General features: G+C 66.7%; 16 protein-coding genes. 6 read left to right on the forward strand and 10 right to left on the reverse strand.

Annotated features, from left to right (window positions below):
- Positions 1–62 precede the first annotated feature (62 nt).
- The 7 genes from HV701_RS10855 to fdxA form a co-directional block, all read right to left on the reverse strand.
- Positions 63–773, reverse strand: a complete 711-nt coding sequence (locus HV701_RS10855; RefSeq protein WP_006389258.1) for an ABC transporter ATP-binding protein — start codon at positions 771–773, stop codon at positions 63–65.
- Complete coding sequence (locus tag HV701_RS10860; RefSeq protein ID WP_175133070.1) at positions 770–1,543, reverse strand: ABC transporter ATP-binding protein; 774 nt, start codon at positions 1,541–1,543, stop codon at positions 770–772. The genes HV701_RS10855 and HV701_RS10860 overlap by 4 nt, the downstream gene beginning before the upstream one ends.
- Before the next feature lie 366 nt (positions 1,544–1,909).
- Positions 1,910–2,545: an endonuclease III gene (gene nth, locus HV701_RS10865; protein WP_175133071.1), complete on the reverse strand. Its 636-nt coding sequence runs from the start codon at positions 2,543–2,545 to the stop codon at positions 1,910–1,912.
- On the reverse strand, positions 2,542–3,180 hold the full coding sequence (rsxB, locus tag HV701_RS10870) for an electron transport complex subunit RsxB (RefSeq protein ID WP_175133072.1): 639 nt from the start codon (positions 3,178–3,180) through the stop codon (positions 2,542–2,544). The genes nth and rsxB overlap by 4 nt, the downstream gene beginning before the upstream one ends.
- A 120-nt stretch (positions 3,181–3,300) precedes the next feature.
- The gene (locus HV701_RS10875; protein ID WP_175133073.1) at positions 3,301–4,527 is read right to left on the reverse strand and encodes a polyhydroxyalkanoate depolymerase; all 1,227 of its coding nucleotides are present in this window, start codon (positions 4,525–4,527) and stop codon (positions 3,301–3,303) included.
- A gap of 234 nt (positions 4,528–4,761) precedes the next feature.
- Positions 4,762–5,562, reverse strand: a complete 801-nt coding sequence (locus HV701_RS10880; RefSeq protein ID WP_175133074.1) for a ferredoxin--NADP reductase — start codon at positions 5,560–5,562, stop codon at positions 4,762–4,764.
- Positions 5,563–5,608: 46 nt separating this feature from the next.
- Positions 5,609–5,932 (reverse strand): ferredoxin FdxA, encoded by a 324-nt coding sequence (gene fdxA, locus HV701_RS10885; RefSeq protein WP_006389264.1) that lies wholly within the window; start codon positions 5,930–5,932, stop codon positions 5,609–5,611.
- A gap of 155 nt (positions 5,933–6,087) precedes the next feature.
- On the opposite strand from fdxA, the gene pncB reads away from it, so the two are divergent.
- The gene (gene pncB, locus HV701_RS10890) at positions 6,088–7,263 is read left to right on the forward strand and encodes a nicotinate phosphoribosyltransferase (RefSeq protein ID WP_175133075.1); all 1,176 of its coding nucleotides are present in this window, start codon (positions 6,088–6,090) and stop codon (positions 7,261–7,263) included.
- A 71-nt stretch (positions 7,264–7,334) separates the two neighbouring features.
- Positions 7,335–7,688: a RidA family protein gene (locus HV701_RS10895; RefSeq protein ID WP_175133076.1), complete on the forward strand. Its 354-nt coding sequence runs from the start codon at positions 7,335–7,337 to the stop codon at positions 7,686–7,688.
- 144 nt (positions 7,689–7,832) lie between these two features.
- Here HV701_RS10895 and HV701_RS10900 read toward each other — a convergent pair whose 3' ends face one another.
- Positions 7,833–8,342: a flavodoxin family protein gene (locus HV701_RS10900; protein WP_175133077.1), complete on the reverse strand. Its 510-nt coding sequence runs from the start codon at positions 8,340–8,342 to the stop codon at positions 7,833–7,835.
- Positions 8,339–9,172 carry a M90 family metallopeptidase gene (locus HV701_RS10905; protein WP_175133078.1) on the reverse strand — a complete coding sequence of 278 codons (834 nt, stop codon included), beginning with the start codon at positions 9,170–9,172 and terminating at the stop codon, positions 8,339–8,341. The genes HV701_RS10900 and HV701_RS10905 overlap by 4 nt, the downstream gene beginning before the upstream one ends.
- Positions 9,173–9,279: 107 nt before the next feature.
- Here HV701_RS10905 and HV701_RS10910 point away from each other — a divergent pair, with 107 nt between their 5' ends.
- Positions 9,280–11,571 carry a RelA/SpoT family protein gene (locus HV701_RS10910; RefSeq protein WP_175133079.1) on the forward strand — a complete coding sequence of 764 codons (2,292 nt, stop codon included), beginning with the start codon at positions 9,280–9,282 and terminating at the stop codon, positions 11,569–11,571.
- Between the two features lie 70 nt (positions 11,572–11,641).
- Here HV701_RS10910 and HV701_RS10915 read toward each other — a convergent pair whose 3' ends face one another.
- Positions 11,642–12,955 (reverse strand): MFS transporter, encoded by a 1,314-nt coding sequence (locus HV701_RS10915; RefSeq protein WP_175133080.1) that lies wholly within the window; start codon positions 12,953–12,955, stop codon positions 11,642–11,644.
- Positions 12,956–13,086: 131 nt separating this feature from the next.
- Here HV701_RS10915 and argE point away from each other — a divergent pair, with 131 nt between their 5' ends.
- The 3 genes from argE to trpA all read left to right on the forward strand — a co-directional run bounded on the left by argE (position 13,087) and on the right by trpA (position 16,466).
- Entirely contained in the window at positions 13,087–14,238 is a 1,152-nt protein-coding gene (argE, locus tag HV701_RS10920; RefSeq protein ID WP_175133081.1) for an acetylornithine deacetylase, read from the forward strand.
- A gap of 160 nt (positions 14,239–14,398) precedes the next feature.
- Positions 14,399–15,598, forward strand: a complete 1,200-nt coding sequence (trpB, locus tag HV701_RS10925) for a tryptophan synthase subunit beta (RefSeq protein WP_175133082.1) — start codon at positions 14,399–14,401, stop codon at positions 15,596–15,598.
- Between the two features lies 1 nt (position 15,599).
- Entirely contained in the window at positions 15,600–16,466 is an 867-nt protein-coding gene (trpA, locus tag HV701_RS10930; RefSeq protein WP_175133083.1) for a tryptophan synthase subunit alpha, read from the forward strand.
- The last annotated feature ends 6 nt before the right edge of the window (positions 16,467–16,472 follow it).

Genomic DNA, 16,472 nt, shown 5'->3' on the forward strand with positions numbered 1-16,472 from the left:
GGGATGACTCCTCTTCCCTTCGGTGTATGGGATGCCGGGAACCCGGCGGGTGACAGGTTGCTTTAGACGCCCAGCAGTTCGTTGAGCGTGTCCTGTTTCTCTGAAAGTTCTGCGGCTTCGAAGTGTTCGACGATCTGGCCGTGCTCCATGACGTAGAAGCGATCGGCCAGCGGCGCCGCGAAGCGGAAATTCTGCTCCACCATGACGATGGTGTAGCCGCGCTGCTTGAGCGCGGTGATCATGCGGGCCAGCGCCTGCACGATGACCGGTGCCAGGCCTTCGGAGATCTCGTCCAGCAGCAGCAGGTTGGCGCCGGTGCGCAGGATGCGCGCCACCGCCAGCATCTGTTGTTCGCCGCCCGACAGGCGCGTGCCGGGCGAGTGCCGGCGTTCCTGCAGATTGGGGAACATGTCGTAGATCTCGGCCAGCGACATGCCGCCGCCGAGCGAGCCGACCACCGGAGGCAGCAACAGGTTTTCCTCGCACGACAGGCTGGCGAAGATACCGCGTTCCTCGGGGCAATAGCCCACGCCCAGGTGGGCGATCTTGTAGGTGGGCAAGTCGATGGCTTCGGTGCCGTGGATGCGCACCGAGCCCTTGCGCGAGCCGGTCAGGCCAAGGATGGCCCGCAGCGTGGTGGTGCGGCCGGCGCCGTTGCGGCCCAGCAGCGTGACGACCTCGCCCTGGCCCACACGCATATCCACGCCATGCAGGATATGCGATTCCCCGTACCAGGCCTGCAGGCCCGAGATTTCCAGTGCCGGGGTGCTCATGCGTGCGCTCCTTGGAGTTCGCCGTCGGTGGTGCCCATGTAGGCTTGCATCACCGCGGGGTGGCGTGACACTTCGGCATAAGTGCCCTCCGCCAGCACGGCGCCGCGCGCCAGCACGGTGATGGTGTTGGCAATCGAGGACACGACGTTCATGTTGTGTTCCACCATCAGAATGGTGCGGCCGGCGCTCACGCGCTTGATCAGCTGCGTGACGCGGTCCACGTCTTCGTGGCCCATGCCCTGCGTGGGCTCGTCCAGCAGCATCAGCTCGGGTTCCATCGCCAGCGTGGTGGCGATTTCGAGCGCGCGCTTGCGGCCATAGGGCAGGTTGACCGTGGTTTCGTCGGCGAACGCGCCCAGGTCGACTTGCTCGAGCAGTTCGCGCGCCGGCTCGTTCAGCGCGGCCAGACGCTTGTCGCTCTGCCAGAAGTGGAACGACAGGCCGGTCTTGCGCTGCAGGCCAATGCGCACGTTCTCGAGCACGGTCAGGTGCGGGAACACCGCCGAAATCTGGAACGAGCGGATCACCCCGCGCCGCGCGATCTGCGCCGGACGCTCACCGGTGATGTCGATGCCATTGAACTTGATGGTTCCCGAGGTGGGAGAAAGAAACTTGGTCAGCAGGTTGAAGCATGTGGTCTTGCCCGCGCCGTTCGGCCCGATCAAGGCATGAATCTCGCCTCGCTTGATACGCAAATCGACCCCATTGACCGCGACAAAACCGCGGAATTCCTTGGTGAGGCCTTTTGTCTCCAGGATCGTGTCGTCCATGTCCGCTGCACCGGCGTTGTATTTATATGGACCCTGCCCGGCGTTATGCGCAGGGCCCCCGCGGGGTAAGGAAAACCGTCGAAACCGCACGGTTTTCTATAAGAGTTGCCGGCGAGTATGCGCACCTCTGAATCAAAATTCCATGAGGGTTTGTCATAGGTTTTGCGGTGCGCAATGGCGAATTGTCGGATAGCGGACAATTCGCATTCCTGCTGGGAGAAAACCCTATGTCGACATGCAATGCGTTGCAGCAAAGCCGGCTTGGCGGTCATCGCTCCGTCATCATCGCGCGCCTCGGGGAAAACCCGGTTTTGGCATCGCGTGGATGACTATTCAACACGGGCCTGGCGGGATGCCGCGACCCGCTCACGCGGGGGTTTTATGTTTGTATTCGCAGAGATCGGAAATGCCGCATTGCGGGCATTTTGGTTTGCGCGCCACGCACACATACCGGCCTTGCAGAATCAGCCAATGGTGCGCGTCCTGCATATATTCGCGCGGCACGAACTTTTCCAGTTTCAATTCGACTTCCAGCACGTTCTTGCCCGGGGCGATACCGGTGCGGTTGGCGACGCGGAAAATATGCGTGTCGACCGCCATGGTGGGCTGGCCGAAGGCAGTGTTCAAGACCACGTTGGCCGTCTTGCGGCCGACACCGGGCAGGGCTTCCAGCGCTTCGCGGGTTTGCGGCACGTCGCCGCCATGGCGTTCGAGCAGCAGCCGGCAGGTGGCGATCGCGTTCTTGGCCTTGGTACGGTACAGGCCGATGGTCTTGATGTAGTCCGCCAGTCCGGCCTCGCCCAGCGCCAGCAAGCCCTGCGGCGTGCCGTGCTCGGGGAAGAACTTGCGCGTGGCGATGTTCACCGATTTGTCGGTCGCCTGCGCCGACAGCAGCACCGCGATCAACAGCTGGAACGGCGTCTCGTATTCGAGTTCGGTAGTGGGATGAGGATTGGCCGCCTGCAGGCGGGCGAAGATCTCTCGGCGTTTGGCGGCGTTCATGGGCGTTGGGGGGTGCGGCGGGCGCGGGCGCGGGCCAGCGCGGACTCGATGGCGGCGCGCTTGCGGTCTTCGTCCTGCGCGTCGGCGATGGCGGCTGGGGCCGCCGCGGCCACGGGCTCGGGGGCCATCAGGCGGGCGTTGTCGGCGGCCAGGCGTTCCATGCGCGCCTGGTGGCGGTGGTGGCGCTGGCGGCCGGCGGACGCATCCGCGGCGCTCCAGGCGCGGCCGGCGGGCACCATCTGGATGCAATCGACCGGACAGGGCGCCACGCACAGGTCGCAGCCGGTGCACCAGTCAGCCAGCACGGTGTGCATGCGCTTGTTGGCGCCAACGATGGCGTCGACCGGACAGGCCTGGATGCACAGCGTGCAGCCGATGCAGTGCGCCTCGTCGATGCGGGCCACCAGCAGCGGCCCGGGTGCGCCGCGGCTCAGGTCCAGCGGCAGGACGGGCGTCTGCAGCAGCGCGGCGAGCGCGGCGATGCCTTCCTCGCCGCCCGGCGGGCAGCGGTTGATGGGGGCGTCGCCGGCGGCGATGGCGTCGGCATAGGGCCGGCAGCCGTCATAGCCACACTTGGTGCACTGCGTCTGGGGCAGCAGGGCGTCGACGCGGTCGGCGAGTGAACGACAGGACATGGCGAACAGTGAAAAACGTAAGGCGCCGCGCGGGCGCGAATCCGGGCGTGGCCGCGCGGGCGCAAAAACGAACGGGGCCGCTCGGGCCCCGTGGACTACGGTGGGCAAGGACGGATCGTCCTAGGCCGACTGGCGGATGAATTCCGCGATTTTAGGACAGATCATTTCACGCCACCGGCGGCCCGAGAAAATCCCGTAGTGGCCGCAGTTGGGGGCGGTGTAGTGCATCTTGCGCTCGGCCGGAATGTTCTTGCACAGCTTGATGGCCGCGCGCGTCTGGCCCTGGCCGGAGATATCGTCCAGTTCGCCCTCGATGGTGAACAGCGCCACCTGCTTGATGTCGGCCGGACGCACGAGCTGGCCGTCCACTTCCCAGGTGCCGTTGGGCAGGGCGAATTCCTGGAACACCATGCGGATGGTGTCCAGGTAGAACTCGGCCGGCATGTCCAGCACGGCGTTGTATTCGTCGTAGAAGCGGCGGTGGGCCTCGGCGTCGCTGTCATCGCCGCGCAGCAGATCCAGGTAGAAGTCGTAGTGCGACTTCATGTGGCGGTCGGGGTTCATGGCCATGAAGCCGGCATGCTGCAGGAACCCCGGGTAGACCTTGCGGCCCGACCCCGGATAGCGCGGCGGCACCGGGTGGATGACCTGGTTCTCGAACCACGAATAGGGCTTGGTGGTGGCCAGGCGGTTCACTTGCGTGGGCGACTGGCGCGGGTCGATCGGTCCGCCCATCATGACCATGCTGCGCGGCTGGCGCGGATCGTTGGCCGAGGCCATCAGCGACACGGCGGCCAGCACCGGCACGGTGGGCTGGCAGACCGAGATCACGTGCACGTCCGGCCCCAGATGGCGGATGAAGTCCTGCACGTAGCGCACGTAGTCGTTCAGATGGAACGGACCGGCCGACAGCGGCACCATGCGCGCGTCGATCCAGTCGGTCACATAGACGTCGTGGCCGGGCAGCAGGGCGCGCACGGTATCGCGCAGCAGGGTGGCGTGGTGGCCGGACAGCGGCGCGACCAGCAGCACCTTGGGATCGTCCTGCGGGGCCTGGCGCACGTCGCGGTGAAAGTGCACCAGGCGGCAGAAGGGCTTGTCCAGCGCGACCGATTCGGTGACCCGGACCGACTTGCCGTTGATTTGCGTGGCGGGCAGGTTCCAGGCGGGTTTCTGGTATTCCTTGCCGATGCGCGTCATCAACTCGTATCCCGCGGCCATCTGGCGCGAGATCGGGGTGTAGGCGAGGGGGCTGTAGGGGCTGGAGAACAGCTGGGAACCGGCGTCCGTGAATGCAGCGAACGGAGTCAGGAAGGCGCGCTGCATTTCGTGCAATTGGTACAGCATTGGGGAAGTCCTTCTGGGTCGTGCGTGTGCCCCGATTATTGCGCCGGGGAGTAACGGTATTTCCAATTTGTCTGACGAAAGCGTCCGAAAACCGGAAATTTTGTTGCAAAAATACGACCCGTCATCCCTTGTGCACCAGTTTAGGGCCGAATCGGGCGACAGCGGCAGCGTAAAAAAGAGGGATTTTTGCCGTAGGCCGGATGGGCCAGGAGGCGGGTCCGCGCTGGCGCGCAATCACCAGTAGTTTTCCACCGCCAGGTTGCCGGGGATGCCGCGACGGCCCGGCTTGAAGCCGCGTTCGCCCAACAGTTTGCGGGCATCGGCCAGCATGTCCGGATTGCCGCAAAGCATGATCTTTGCTTGCTCCGGGTCCAGCGGCAGGCCCGCCAGCCGTTCCAGTCCGCCGTCGGCGATCAGGGTGGTCAGGCGCGCCTGCGGCATGCCGGGCAGGGCCTCGCGGGTGGCGATCGGCAGGTACGTCAGCTTGTCCGGCTCGGCCGCGAACCCCTCGGCCAGGGACGGATCATTGCGCCAGCCCTCGATTTCGTCGCGGTAAGCCAGCTCCGCCGCGGTGCGCACGCCGTGCACCAGGACGATGCGGCGATAGGCGCGCCACACGGCCGGGTCGCGCAGGATCGACAGATAGGCCGACAGCCCGGTTCCGGAGGCCAGCAGCCACAGGTCGCCACCGGGGGCGAAGCGCTCCAGCGTCAGGAAGCCGTAGGGCGCTTTTTCGACATACAGGGTGTCGCCCGGCTGCAGCCGCGCCATGCGCGGGCTGAACAGGCCTTCGGGCACGACGATGGAATAGAACTCCAGCCAGGGTTGGTGCGGGGCCGAGACCATCGAGTAGGCGCGCCACAGCGTGGGCGGGCCGGCGGGATCCTCCGCGCCTGGCAGGCCGACGCGGGCGAACTGGCCCGGCAGGAAGGCATAGGCCTCATCGCGCGTGGTGCGCACCGAGAACAGCTTGTCGGGCACCCAGGTATGGACGTGGGTGACGGTCTGGCGTGTGTATTTGGAATCGTCGGTCATCGGCGCATCGCGCGGCGCGGGCCGGGGACGGCCGCGCGCTCGCGGATTATTTTTCCAGGTATTGCAGCTTGTCCTGCTTGCCATTCCATTCGTCGGCGTCGGGCAGCGGCTTCTTGGCGCGGCTGATGCTGGCGAACTCGGGCGAGAGCTCGGCGTTCAGGGCGATGAAGTTGAGCTGGTCCTGCGGCACGTCTTCCTCGGCATAGATGGCGTTGGCCGGGCATTCGGGGATGCACACGGCGCAGTCGATGCATTCGTCGGGGTCGATCACCAGGAAGTTCGGACCCTCACGAAAACAGTCCACCGGGCATACGTCGACGCAATCGGTGTACTTGCACTTGATACAGTTTTCGGTGACAACGTGGGTCATTCTCAGGAACTCCGGGCAGGCGGCATTGTGTCTTGTTGGGCGAATTTTACCCAATGCGGCGCCAAACCGCCGCCAATACCCTGTTGACATCGTGGCGCATTCGGAGTTTGGCCGGCCCCGCTATGCTATGGTGTCGCGAAACGATACGCGTAATCATGATAATCACCTCGCTGCTCGACACCGACCTGTACAAATTCAGCATGATGCAGGTGGTGCTGCATCAGTTTCCCGCCGCCCAGGTCGAGTACCGTTACAAGTGCCGCACGCCGGGGGTGAACCTGCGCCCCTACCTGGACGAAATCCGCGAGGAAGTGCACCAGTTGTGCCAGTTGCGCTTCACCGAGGACGAACTTAAATATCTGGGCGGCTTGCGTTTCATCAAAAGCGACTTCGTCGATTTTCTCGAACTGTTCCATTTGCCGGAACGTTGCATCCGCATCGAGGAAGGCGAGGGGCCGGGCGAAATCAGCATCGAGGTCAAAGGCCCCTGGCTGCACACCATCCTGTTCGAGATCCCGGTGCTGGCCATCGTCAACGAGGTCTACTTCCGCAACACGCGCCAGAACCCGGACTGGGCCGAAGGCCGCAAGCGCCTGCAATCGAAGATGCACCTGGTGCTGGATGATCCGGCGCTGGCCGATTTCCGCGTGGCCGAATACGGCACCCGCCGTCGTTTCTCCAAGGTCTGGCACGAAGAAATCGTCTCGACCATGAAGGCCCAGATGGGGCCGCACTTCGCCGGCACCAGCAACGTGTTGCTGGCCAAGCAGCATGAGGTGCTGCCGCTGGGCACCATGGGCCACGAATACCTCCAGGCCTGCCAGGCGCTCGGTCCGCGGCTGCGCGATTCGCAGGTGTTCGCGCTGGAAGTGTGGGCCAAGGAATACCGGGGCGATCTGGGCATCGCACTGTCCGACGTGTACGGCATGGACGCCTTCCTGCGCGACTTCGACATGTATTTCTGCAAGCTGTTCGACGGCGCGCGGCACGACTCGGGCGATCCCTTCGTCTGGGGCGAGCGGCTGCTCGAGCACTACCGCAAGAACCGCGTCGACCCGCGCGCCAAGACGCTGGTGTTCTCGGACTCGCTGACCTTTCCGCGCGCCATCGAGCTGGCGCGCCAGTTCGCCGGACGCTGCAAGGTCTCGTTCGGCATCGGCACCAACCTCACCAACGACCTGGGCCACGAGCCGCTGCAGATCGTCATGAAGATGGTTCGCTGCAACGGCCAGCCGGTGGCCAAGGTGTCGGACGCGCCCGAGAAAACCATGTGCGACGATCCGGCCTACCTGGCCTATCTGCGCCAGGTTTTCCAGTTGCCGCCCGCCTGACGCGGCGGCAGGGTAAAGTTCGCCATTCTTCGTATTGTTCCAACCCGCAACTCGTCATTAGGGGAATATTCATGAGCAGCATCAAGCGCTTCCACGTCGCCAAGCGCCTGTCGGACATGGCCGTCTACAACGGCGTCGCGTACCTGGCGGGCCAGGTGCCGGACGATGCCACGCTGGACATCACCGGTCAGACCGAGCAAGTGCTCGCCACCATCGACCGCCTGCTGGCCGAGGCCGGCAGCGACAAGACCAAGATCCTGATGGCCCAGATCTACGTGGCCAACATGAAGGAATTCGACGGCATGAACAAGGCGTGGGACGCCTGGGTCGCCGACGGCAACTCGCCTCCGCGCGCTACCGTCGAGGCTCGCCTGGCCAACCCCGACTTCAAGGTCGAGATCGTCGTCACCGCCGCCGTCGCCTGATCGGCGCGGCCGCAGAATGAAGAGCCCTCCGCATGCCGGAGGGCTTTTTGTTTCCAGGGGCGTGGTGACCGATGCCAGGCCCGCGCGCTGATCGCCTGCGAGGATCGCGGGCCCTGGGCGGCCTTTCGCGCCGGCTGGCTCGCGCTAACCCGCCGTCAGCAACAGGCCCGCGAGCAGGCCGCCGGCTTCCTCGCAGCGCGCCAGCTCGGCCGGCGCCACGCGCTTGGGGGTGGCAATCTGCGCGGGTGTCTGCGCGCCCAGGTTGACGATCAGGGCCGGCGCCACGGCCCGCAGGCGCCAGCCGGTGCAGATGCGCTCCACTTGGCGGGCCGCGCCGGCGCCGTCGCTGCCGGCGCTGACCAGGCAGGCGTAGGGCCGTCCTGCGATGCGGTCGAGCGCGCCGTAGTAGCAGCGGTCGAAGAATTCCTTCATTTCGCCACTCAGACTGGCCAGATTTTCCGGCGCGCAGAACAACAAGCCGTCGCTGGCCAGCACCTCGTCCACCCCGGTGTCCGCGGCGCGGCGCAGCGTCACCGCCAGATCGTCCGGCTGTTCCAGCAGCGCCGCCGCGGCGGCCGCGCCCCGGGCGGCTGCCTCGGCCATCTGGCGCGCTGCGCCGGTGCGGGAATGCCACACGATCAGCAGCCGTTTCATGGGTAGCGCGCCAGGGTGTCCTGGCGGTAGTAGGCCCGCAGCAGGCCGAACCATTCGGGCAGAGCCTCGGCCATGGGGTGGGGATCGACGAAGAAGTGCTCGGAGCTGACGGCGAAGAACTCCGCCTCATCGGTGGCGGCATAGGGGTCGAGCGGCAAGCGGCCATACCAGGCATCGGCCTCGGCGCTTTCCGGATCCACGTCATGGGGAATGGCGGCCTCCACCGCGTCCACCGCGGCAATGAAGCGCTCCAGGCTGTCGTCCAGGACGCGGCGCCAGTCGCGCGGCTTGAGATCGCCATGCGCCGCCAGCGACGGCATGCCGTCGGCAAGACCGGCTTGCAGGTCGAGCTTGTGCGCAAACTCGTGGATCACCACGTTGAAACCGCCCTCGGACAGTTGCGTATCCGCCCACGACAGCACCAGCGGACCGCCTTCCCAGGCCTCGCCGGCGGCGTCTTCCAGGTATTCGTGCATCACGCCGTTCTCGTCCATCTGCTGGCGCGGGATGCGGAACCCGGCGGGATACACGATGATCTCGTCCCAGCCCTCGTACAGCGTGGGCGTCAGGTTCAGGATCGGCAGGCTGGCCTGGGCCGCGATCGACAGGCGCATGAAGTCGGTGACTTCCAGGCCCTGCGCGCCATTGATGGTTTTGCTGGCCAGCAGCCAGGCCGAGCGCGCCAGCAACTGCGCGGTTTCCTCGGCGTCCAGCGCCGCCAGGAAGGGATGGGCATCGAGCACCTGCCGCCAGAGGTCGGGTGCGATCCGGGCCTGCATCTGCGCCACCTCGGCAGCGCGAGCGCCCCGGCCCTTGAGCCAGCGCAACATAAGCTTGGGTTCCTTGTATATAGGCCTGGCACGGGCCAGGGTTTTCAGCGTCGATTCCTAGTGTAGAGTGTCGGAATCTTCGATTACCGTTCCGCACGACGTTCGCGATGTCCGCCCCGCCTGTACCTGATGCGCCTTCGCCTTTCGACGCTTCCTGGCGGCAGGAGGCGGGCGCGGGCCTCGACGCCGACGGCCTGGCGCTTATCGACCAGGCGGTGGCCTGGTCGGTTCCCCGTTTCGAGGGCCAGCACGCCCTGACCGGCGAACCGCTCGCCTCGCACGGCGCCGGCGTGGTGCGGATCCTGGCGGGCCTGCACACCGACGCCGCCACGCGCGCCGCGGCGCTGCTGGCAGCCTTGCCCACCGACCTGACCGCGCCGGCGCCTGCGCTGCGTAACGACCCGATCGCCGCCGCCTTCGGCGCCGAGGTCGCCCGCCTGGTGCAGGGTACGCGCGCCCTGCTGCGCCTTGGCGTGGTGGCGCGCCAGGCCAGCGATGTCGAAGCGGAAACCGGCACCCAGAAGGAAATGCAGCGCAAGATGCTGCTGGCCATGGCGGCCGACCTGCGCATTGTGCTGATGCGCCTGGCCTCGCGCCTGCGCACGCTGCGCTGGCATGCCGAAAGCAAGACCCCCTGTTCGACCGCTTTCGCCCGCGAAACCCTGGATCTGTACGCGCCGCTGGCCAACCGCCTGGGCATCTGGCAGATCAAGTGGGAAATGGAAGACCTGGCGTTCCGCTTCCTGGAGCCCGACCGCTACAAGCAGATTGCCCGTTTGCTCGAGGAAAAGCGGGCCGAGCGCGAGGCCTTCATCGCCGACGCCATCGAGCGTCTGCAGACGGCGCTGGCCAGACACGGCATCGAGGCCGAGGTCAGCGGCCGGCCCAAGCACATCTACAGCATCTGGAACAAGATGCGGATCAAGCGGCTCGACTTCTCGCAGATGTACGACCTGCGCGCCCTGCGCATCATCGTCGAGGACGTGCGCGCGTGCTACATGGCCCTGGGCATGGTGCACGAGATGTGGACGCCGCTGTCCGATGAGTTCGACGATTACATCTCGCGGCCCAAGCCCAACGGCTACCGCTCGCTGCACACGGTGGTGACCGACGACGACGGCCGGCCGTTCGAGGTGCAGATCCGTACCCGCGAAATGCACCAGTTCGCCGAGTACGGCATGGCCGCGCACTGGCGCTACAAGGAGGCCGGCGCCAAGGGCGGGCAGGTGGCCGCCTCCAGCGAATACGACCGGCAACTGGCCTGGATGCGCCAGCTGCTCGCCTGGAACAGCGATGTCGAGGCCGGCGAGACGCCCGCCGCCGACAAGCCGGACGCGGCCAGGCCGGCCGCCGCCAAGTCCGGGCCCGGCAAGAACCGCCATGCCTCGGTCGCGCCCGCGCCGACCGACGAGCGCATCTACGTGCTGACGCCGCAGGCCCGTGTGATCGAGTTGCCGGCCGGCGCCACGCCGGTCGATTTCGCCTACCACCTGCACACCGACCTGGGCCACCGCTGCCGCGGCGCGCGCGTCGACGGCCAGATGGTGCCCCTGCAGACGCGCCTGGCTACCGGCCAGACGGTCGAGATCATTTCCGCCAAGTCCGGCGGGCCGTCGCGCGACTGGCTCAATCCTCAGTTGGGGTTCCTGGCCAGTCCGCGGGCCCGCGCCAAGGTGCGCATGTGGTTCAACGCCATCGAACTGCAACAGCGCATCACGCAGGGCCAGGCGCTGGTCGAGAAGGAATTGCAGCGGCTGGGCAAAACCGCGGTCAACCTCGAACAGCTGGCACAGAACCTCGGTTTCGCCCGCGCCGACGACCTGTACGTGGCCGCCGCCAAGGAAGAGTTCAGCCTGCGCCAGATCGACGCCGTGTTCCAGCAGCCGGCGCCCGCCGTCGAGCCGCAGCCGGCCGCCCTGCGCCACGCCAGCGCCGGCAGCGCCGAGAAAAGCGGCAAGAGCGGGGTGCTGGTGGTGGGCGTGGACTCGCTGCTGACGCAACTGGCGCGCTGCTGCCGTCCGGCGCCGCCCGACGCGATCGCCGGCTTCGTGACGCGGGGGCGCGGCGTGTCGATCCACCGCGGCGACTGCCACAGCTACCTGGCGCTGGCGGCGCGCGAACCCGAGCGCGTGATCGAAGTGGCTTGGGGCGAGACGCCGGCGGACACTTTCTATCCGGTCGACATCAGCGTGCGCGCGCACGACCGCCCCGGCCTGCTGCGCGACCTGTCCGAAGTGTTCGCGCGGCTGCGCCTGAACGTGGTGGGCGTGAACACCCAGAGCCGGCAGTCGCTGGCCCATATGGTGTTCACGGTGGAAGTGCGCGGCGGCGAATCGCTGGCGCGCGCGCTGGCCGCGCTGGCCGAAGTGCCGGGCGTGTCGTCGGCGGCGCGGCGCTAGCCGGGCGCGCCGGCTCGGGTGTGCAGGTCGCGCCCCGGGCCGGGGCGGCCCGGGATCCTGCCGGCGGGCTTCAGTGGTCCAGGTTCTCGTGGGCGCGTTCGCGCATGAAGAACGAGGCCACCAGCCCCAGCGCGACGCCGAACATCACGTAGTAGGCGGGCGCCATCGGCGAACCCGTGGTCTTGATCAGCCAGGTCACGATGAACTGGGCGAAGCCGCCGAAGATCATCACCGCCACGTTATAGGCCAGCGACAGGCCCACTGAACGCACCCGGGCCGGGAACAGTTCCGCCATGACGGTGCTGAATACGCCGAAGAAGGCCGACACGAAGAAGCACACCACGATCTGCACCGTCAGCAGGCGGCCAATCGACGGCGCATCCGACAGCCAGTGGTACAGCGGATACAGCACCACCAGGTAGCCGATCAGCGAGCCGATCACGAGAGGGCGGCGGCCGACACGGTCGGACCAGGCGCCCATGAACGGCGTCAGCAGCACCATCAATGCCGCGCCCGCCATCTGCACCAGAAAGGTCTGGTTCAGCGGCAGCTTGAGGATCTGGGTCGAATAGGTCACCAGATAGGTGAAGGTGATGTAGATCGACACCGTCGCCGTGACCACCAGGCCCACGCCGATCAGCGTCTCGCGGGTGTGGCTGCGGACCATCTCGGCCAGGCTCAGGCGCTGCACCTCGCCGCGCGCGGCGGCTTGGCGCTCCTCTTCCTTGAGCTGCTTGAAGGCATCGGTTTCGTCGATGTTGCGGCGGATATAGATGGCGATCGGCACAATCACCAGGCCGAAAGCGAACGGCAGGCGCCAGGCCCAGGCCGCGATCTGCTCCTGCGTGAAGAACTCGGTGATCAGCGTGCCGCAGGCCGCGCCGATCAGCAGCGCCAGCATCTGTCCGGCCATCTGCCACGAGCCGTAGAAACCGCGCCTGCCATTGGGCGCCATCTCGATCAGCAGGGCGGTCGAGGTGCCGAACTCACCGCCGGCCGAGAAGCCCTGCAGCAGCCGCGCGATCAGGATGAAGAGGGGGGCCAGGATGCCGGCAGCGTGATAGGTGGGCGCCACGGTGATCAGGGCGATCGACACCGCCATCAGCGACGTTACCAGCACCATGGCCGCCTTGCGGCCTTTTTTGTCGCCATAAAGGCCGAGGATGATGCCGCCCACCGGCCGCATGAAGAAACCGACGCCGAAGATCGCCGTGGTCATCAGGATGGCATTCAGTTCGCTGCCGGGAACGCTGGGATCGGTCGGGAAGAACAGTTTCGAGATGATCGGCGTCATGAACGCGAATACCAGGAAGTCATACCATTCGAGGGCATTGCCGATGACTGCCGCCACGATGTTGCGCGTGGGAACTGCTTTGTGCTGCACGATTGCTCCTAGGGGCTTGCTGCTTGAAGGCCGACATTCTAGGCCCAGGCGCGCCGTCACAACGGCCTGGGGCGCGGGACGCGGACGCTTCCTGGCTTTACACTGCTGCTTTTCCCCAAGAGAGTTGCTACATGAACGCGCGCACCTGGCTGGAGACGCTGGTCGGTTTCGACACCACCAGCCGAAATTCCAATCTCGCCCTCATCGAGACCGTCCGCGACTGGCTCAAGGGCCAGGGCGTCGAGGCGTGGCTGGCGCACAATCCCGAGCGCACCAAGGCCAACCTTTTCGCGACCCTGCCCGCGCAGGACGGCAACCAGCAGGGCGGCATCGTCCTGTCGGGCCACACCGACGTGGTGCCGGTCGACGGCCAGGACTGGAGCACGGACCCGTTCAAGCTGGTCGAGAAAGACGGCCTGTTGTATGGCCGTGGCAGCTGCGACATGAAAGGGTTCATCGCCGGTTCGCTGGCGCTGGTGCCGGATTTCCTGGCCATGCCGCGCAAGAAGCCGATCCATCTGGCATTTTCCTACGACGAGGAAGTCGGCTGCGCCGGCGCGCCGTACATGCTGGCTGATCTGCACGACCGCGGCATCCGCCCCGAAGGCTGCGTGGTGGGCGAGCCCACCGGCATGCAGGTGGTGGTGGCGCACAAGGGCATCAACCTGTTCCGCTGCAAGGTGCATGGCAAGGCGGCGCACTCGTCGCTGACCCCGCGCGGCTGCAACGCCATCGAATACGCCGCCCGCCTGATCTGCCGCATCCGCGACCTGGCCGACAGCTTCAAGGCCAATGGCCCGTACGACCAGTTCTACGACGTGCCGTTCTCGACCATGACCACCAACCAGATCCGCGGCGGCATCGCGGTCAACACCATTCCCGAGCTGTGCGAATTCACCTACGAATTCCGCAACCTGCCGGGCATGCAACCCGACCAGATCCAGGCCGAAGTCGAAAAATACGTGCGCGAAGAGCTCCTGCCGCGCATGAAGGCCGAATTCGACGGCGCCAGCATCGAGATCGAGACCGGCGCCGCCGCGCCCGCGCTGGAAGCGTCCGAAGAGGCGGCCATCACTCAGCTGGTGCGCGCCCTGACCGAGGACCGCGCCACCCGCAAGGTGGCCTATGGCACCGAAGCCGGCCTGTTCCAGGGCATCGGCATCCCGACCGTGGTCTGCGGCCCGGCCCACATCGAACAGGCGCACAAGCCCGACGAATTCGTCGCGCTCGATCAACTGGCGGCCTGCGAGACCTTCCTGCGCCGCCTGGGGCAGTCGCTCTGACACGCCCGGCCGGGGTGCCCGGTCGACGATACCCGGTCCAGCTGCGTCCGGCCCAGGGCCGGGGTGCGTCCCCGCCCTGGCCGGCGTCAGGTAAAATGACGGGTTGCAAACCGGATTCGCGGGCCGCAGTGGCCGGTCGTGATGCCGGGGGAGATGCTTGGTGAAACCTTACGATTTTCCGGATGCCCAGGGCCATTTCGGCCCTTATGGCGGTGTTTTCGTGGCGGAAACGCTGATGCACGCGCTCGACGAGCTGCGCGCGGCCTATGACCGCTATCGTGTCGATCCCGCCTTCCTGGAAGAGTTCAACTACGAACTCAAGCATTTCGTCGGCCGTCCCAGCCCGGTCTATCATGCCCGCCGCTGGTCCGAACAGCTGGGCGGCGCCCAGATCTGGTTCAAGCGCGAAGACCTCAACCACACCGGCGCGCACAAGGTCAACAACTGCATCGGCCAGGCGCTGCTGGCCAAGCGCATGGGCAAGCCGCGCGTCATCGCCGAAACCGGCGCTGGCCAGCATGGCGTGGCCACGGCCACGGTGGCTGCCCGCTACGGCATGGAATGCGTGGTCTACATGGGCAGCGAAGACGTGCGCCGCCAGGCTTCCAACGTCTACCGCATGAAGCTGCTGGGCGCCACGGTGGTGCCGGTCACGTCCGGTTCGCGCACCCTCAAGGACGCGCTCAACGAAGCCATGCGCGACTGGGTCACCAACATCGAGAACACCTTCTACATCATCGGCACGGTGGCGGGGCCCGACCCCTATCCGCGCATGGTGCGGGATTTCCAGACCGTCATCGGCAACGAATGCCTGACGCAGATGCCCGAGGCCATCGGTCGCCAGCCCGACTACGTCGTGGCCGCGGTCGGCGGCGGCTCCAACGCCATGGGCATCTTCCATCCCTACATCCCCTACGAGAACGTGCGCCTGATCGGCGTCGAAGCCGCGGGCGAGGGCATGGACAGCGGCAAGCACGCCGCATCGCTGGCCGCCGGCCGGATCGGCGTGCTGCACGGCAACCGCACCTACGTCATGCAGGATGCCGACGGCCAGGTCCAGGAAACGCACTCGGTCTCGGCCGGCCTGGATTACCCCGGCGTCGGTCCCGAACATGCCTGGCTCAAGGACAGCGGCCGGGCCGAATACGTCGGCATCACCGACGACGAAGCCCTCAAGGCCTTCCATGATTGCTGCCGCATCGAAGGCATCATGCCGGCGCTTGAATCTTCCCACGCCATCGCCCAGGCCGTGAAGATGGCCCCCACGCTGCCGCACGACGCCGTCATCCTGGTCAATCTGTCGGGCCGAGGCGACAAGGATATGCATACTGTCGCCGAACGTGCCGGCATCGAGCTCTAACATGACGACAACCCGTTCCGATCGCATCGCCGCCGCCTTCGGGCGCACCGCCGAGTCCGGCCGTGCCGCGGCGCTGATTCCCTACATCGCGGCAGGCGATCCGTCGCCCGCCGCCACCGTTCCCCTGATGCACGCGCTGGTCGAGGCCGGCGCCGACGTCATCGAGTTGGGCGTGCCGTTTTCCGATCCCATGGCCGACGGCCCGGTGATCCAGCGCGCCGCCGAGCGCGCCATCGCCCAGGGCGTGGGGCTGGGCCGGGTGCTCGACCTGGTGGCCGAGTTCCGCCAGCGCGATACGGCCACCCCCGTGGTGCTGATGGGCTACGCCAACCCGATCGAACGCATGGGCCAGGCCGAATTCGCCCGCCGGGCCGAAGCCGCGGGCGTCGACGGCGTGCTGGTGGTCGACTATCCGCCCGAAGAAGTGGTCGAGTTTGCCGGCACCCTCGGCCGCCACGGCATCGCGCCGATCTTCCTGCTGGCCCCCACCTCGACCGAAGCGCGTATCCAGGCGGTGGCCCACGTGGCTCGCGGCTATGTCTATTACGTCTCGCTCAAGGGCGTGACGGGCGCCGGCTCGCTCAATACCGACGACGTCGCCGAACGCGTGGCGGTGATCCGCCGCCACGTGCGCGACATCCCGGTCGGCGTGGGCTTCGGCATCCGCGACGCGGAAAGCGCGCAGCGCGTGGCCCGCGTGGCTGACGCGGTCGTCATCGGCAGCAAACTGATTGAAACCATGGAGCAGGCGGTGGCGAATGCGCCCGCCGGCCAGCAAACCGACGCCGCAGTCGCCGCCGCCAGCGGCTGGCTGCGCACCATCCGGCAGGCGCTGGATCAAGTAAAACGACCGAGCGCGTCGGCCTGAGCGGCC

Origin of the sequence: Achromobacter pulmonis (assembly GCF_902859765.1) — a bacterium.
In the GTDB taxonomy this organism is placed as follows: domain Bacteria; phylum Pseudomonadota; class Gammaproteobacteria; order Burkholderiales; family Burkholderiaceae_B; genus Achromobacter; species Achromobacter pulmonis.

Excerpts from the sequence above, each read along its gene's own strand:
- HV701_RS10855 (WP_006389258.1), bottom strand. The coding sequence starts at position 773 with ATGAGCACCCCGGCACTGGAAATCTCGGGCCTGCAGGCCTGGTACGGG.
- HV701_RS10860 (WP_175133070.1), bottom strand. The coding sequence starts at position 1,543 with ATGGACGACACGATCCTGGAGACAAAAGGCCTCACCAAGGAATTCCGC.
- nth (WP_175133071.1), bottom strand. The coding sequence starts at position 2,545 with ATGAACGCCGCCAAACGCCGAGAGATCTTCGCCCGCCTGCAGGCGGCC.
- rsxB (WP_175133072.1), bottom strand. The coding sequence starts at position 3,180 with ATGTCCTGTCGTTCACTCGCCGACCGCGTCGACGCCCTGCTGCCCCAG.
- HV701_RS10875 (WP_175133073.1), bottom strand. The coding sequence starts at position 4,527 with ATGCTGTACCAATTGCACGAAATGCAGCGCGCCTTCCTGACTCCGTTC.
- HV701_RS10880 (WP_175133074.1), bottom strand. The coding sequence starts at position 5,562 with ATGACCGACGATTCCAAATACACACGCCAGACCGTCACCCACGTCCAT.
- fdxA (WP_006389264.1), bottom strand. The coding sequence starts at position 5,932 with ATGACCCACGTTGTCACCGAAAACTGTATCAAGTGCAAGTACACCGAT.
- pncB (WP_175133075.1), top strand. The coding sequence starts at position 6,088 with ATGATAATCACCTCGCTGCTCGACACCGACCTGTACAAATTCAGCATG.
- HV701_RS10895 (WP_175133076.1), top strand. The coding sequence starts at position 7,335 with ATGAGCAGCATCAAGCGCTTCCACGTCGCCAAGCGCCTGTCGGACATG.
- HV701_RS10900 (WP_175133077.1), bottom strand. The coding sequence starts at position 8,342 with ATGAAACGGCTGCTGATCGTGTGGCATTCCCGCACCGGCGCAGCGCGC.
- HV701_RS10905 (WP_175133078.1), bottom strand. The coding sequence starts at position 9,172 with ATGTTGCGCTGGCTCAAGGGCCGGGGCGCTCGCGCTGCCGAGGTGGCG.
- HV701_RS10910 (WP_175133079.1), top strand. The coding sequence starts at position 9,280 with ATGTCCGCCCCGCCTGTACCTGATGCGCCTTCGCCTTTCGACGCTTCC.
- argE (WP_175133081.1), top strand. The coding sequence starts at position 13,087 with ATGAACGCGCGCACCTGGCTGGAGACGCTGGTCGGTTTCGACACCACC.
- trpA (WP_175133083.1), top strand. The coding sequence starts at position 15,600 with ATGACGACAACCCGTTCCGATCGCATCGCCGCCGCCTTCGGGCGCACC.